At 35.0% G+C, this 2,214-nt stretch carries 4 protein-coding genes and 1 pseudogene; 4 read left to right on the top strand and 1 reads right to left on the bottom strand.

From position 1 onward, the window contains the following. The 4 genes and pseudogenes from CBG25_RS13035 to CBG25_RS13020 form a co-directional block, all read left to right on the top strand. A partial coding sequence (locus CBG25_RS13035) for a transposase family protein (RefSeq protein WP_290603775.1) occupies positions 1-281 on the top strand: 281 nt, incomplete at its 5' end. Beyond that, the gene (frdC, locus tag CBG25_RS13030) at positions 223-669 is read left to right on the top strand and encodes a fumarate reductase subunit FrdC (RefSeq protein WP_290607130.1); all 447 of its coding nucleotides are present in this window, start codon (positions 223-225) and stop codon (positions 667-669) included. The genes CBG25_RS13035 and frdC, both read left to right, overlap by 59 nt. Before the next feature lie 13 nt (positions 670-682). After that, positions 683-1,037 (top strand): annotated as a pseudogene (gene frdD / locus CBG25_RS13025) (fumarate reductase subunit FrdD). Between the two features lie 508 nt (positions 1,038-1,545). Continuing rightward, entirely contained in the window at positions 1,546-1,971 is a 426-nt protein-coding gene (locus CBG25_RS13020; RefSeq protein WP_290607128.1) for a DUF4440 domain-containing protein, read from the top strand. A gap of 12 nt (positions 1,972-1,983) precedes the next feature. Here CBG25_RS13020 and CBG25_RS13015 read toward each other — a convergent pair. Then, positions 1,984-2,214, bottom strand: a 231-nt coding sequence (locus tag CBG25_RS13015; RefSeq protein ID WP_290607126.1) for a transposase family protein, incomplete at its 5' end; no start/stop codon positions are given.

Genomic DNA, 2,214 nt, shown 5'->3' with positions numbered 1-2,214 from the left:
AGGTAACCATCTGGGCAGATACCGGTTTTCAAGGTATAGATAAACAGCATCCTAATACACAAATCCCAAAAAAAGGAACTCGAAAAAGACCTTTATCGCCTGAACAAAAACAAGAAAATAAAATAATCTCGGGCATCCGTATTACAGTTGAACACGCCATCGCGGGTATCAAGCGCCTCGGTTGCATGACCCAAATTTTACGGAATCGTAGACCCTTTATTGATGATACCTTCTTACTCCTTAGCGCAGGTCTTTGGAATTTCCATCTCAGAACAGCGTAAAATTTACTTCAATCACCGAAACACCCTTATTTCACTATTAAGCAACACGCTTATTGGATTTTATCGTTTTTATGTTATTCGGGAAGCAACCGCCATCCCTCAAATTTGGTTTAGTTTAGTCGTGCTTTATGGCCTATTTTCGTTAGCAGCAGGGCCTGAAAGCTGGTTTAATTATGTTACCTTTCTGCATAATCCAATCGTTTTATTAATTAATATTTTCACTTTAATAGCAACTTTATTCCATACAAAAACCTGGTTCGAACTGGCGCCTAAAGCTGTTAATATCGTGATAAAAAATAAAAAAATAGCCCAAGAAAGCATTATAAAATTACTCTGGGGTATCACTTTTCTAGCAACAATCATTATCTTAGCTATAGCGCTAATATAATTTAAGGAGAACAATGATGAATCAACCTCCTAAACGTTCTGATGAACCTATTTTTTGGGGATTATTTGGTGCTGGTGGTATGTGGAGTGCAATTATCTCTCCGGTTATTATTCTTTTGCTTGCAATTTTTATTCCTCTAGGTTTAGCACCAGAAATGTTAAGTTATGAACGCATTCTGACATTTTGCCAAAGCTTTATTGGCCGTATTTTTTTGCTATTAATGATCATTTTACCTATCTGGTGTGGACTGCATCGACTTCATCATGGCATGCATTCTAAAAATAGCGATTCCAGCCGGTAAATGGATTTTTTATGGTGCAGCTGCCATTATTAGTGTGATTGCTATTATTGCTATCATCAAACTCTAATCAAAAGTTAATCTAATAAAAAAGCCAGATAGTTTCAAACCATCTGGCTTTATTGTTTGTGATAAACATTGACTAAGTTAATTGATAGACGGCGTAGCAAACGCTCGTTCCAGTTCATCTATATTATTAACTGTCAGATACGGATTAATAACCACGAATTCCACCGGGTTAAACTAATAAAGATTGATAACTCAAACGTTGGGTAACTAACAATAAAAACCGCTATTAGTTAAAGTAACCATTGTACTAATCCTATTGATTAACCTAATCTTTAATTGTGCCTTAATCAACATCGGCAAAAAACAATTCCAGTTAACTATATGAAATTGATTTATAAAATGAAATTTTTAAACACCCACATGAAAAAAGTTTCAGTGGATATTTTAATTTTTTTACCGGTTCTGGCTATTACAGAAATAGGTTACTAAACATAGGAAAAATTATTTCCATATAAAATAATAATCATTCTAAAACATCATAAAAAATAATATTTAATAGCGAGACATTTATGAGAAAACTGAGTTTTTTAATTATCCCACTAACTTTACTTTCTAGTTATAGATTCGCTCTAGAGACAGCTCCCAAATGTGTAAAGGTAGATCAACAACAAATTGCTGGTTTATTTGAGCGCTGGAATGATTCATTAAAAAGTGGCGATGCGAAAAAGGTTTCGGCAAACTATCTCGCTGATGCAGTACTATTACCAACTATATCAAGTCAAGTGCGTTTAACGGATGCTGAACGTACCGACTATTTCAAACACTTTTTAGCCAAAAAGCCTGTAGGAAAAATTGATAGTCGAACTATTCGTATTGGTTGTAATAAGGCAATCGATATCGGTACTTATACTTTTACTTTTAAAGATAAATCCACGGTTTCAGCTCGTTATACATTAAGCGTGTTGCTTAATAGTGAAATAAGGGTGTTTCGGTGATTGAAGTAAATTTTACGCTGTTCTGAGATGGAAATTCCAAAGACCTGCGCTAAGGAGTAAGAAGGTATCATCAATAAAGGGTCTACGATTCCGTAAAATTTGGGTCATGCAACCGAGGCGCTTGATACCCGCGATGGCGTGTTCAACTGTAATACGGATGCCCGAGATTATTTTATTTTCTTGTTTTTGTTCAGGCGATAAAGGTCTTTTTCGAGTTCCTTTTTTTGGGATTTGTGTATTAGG

The organism is Arsenophonus sp. ENCA (assembly GCF_002287155.1).
GTDB lineage: Bacteria > Pseudomonadota > Gammaproteobacteria > Enterobacterales > Enterobacteriaceae > Arsenophonus > Arsenophonus nilaparvatae.
Note: the sequence above shows the minus strand (reverse complement) of the source record. Positions and strands in the feature narration are given on the sequence as shown.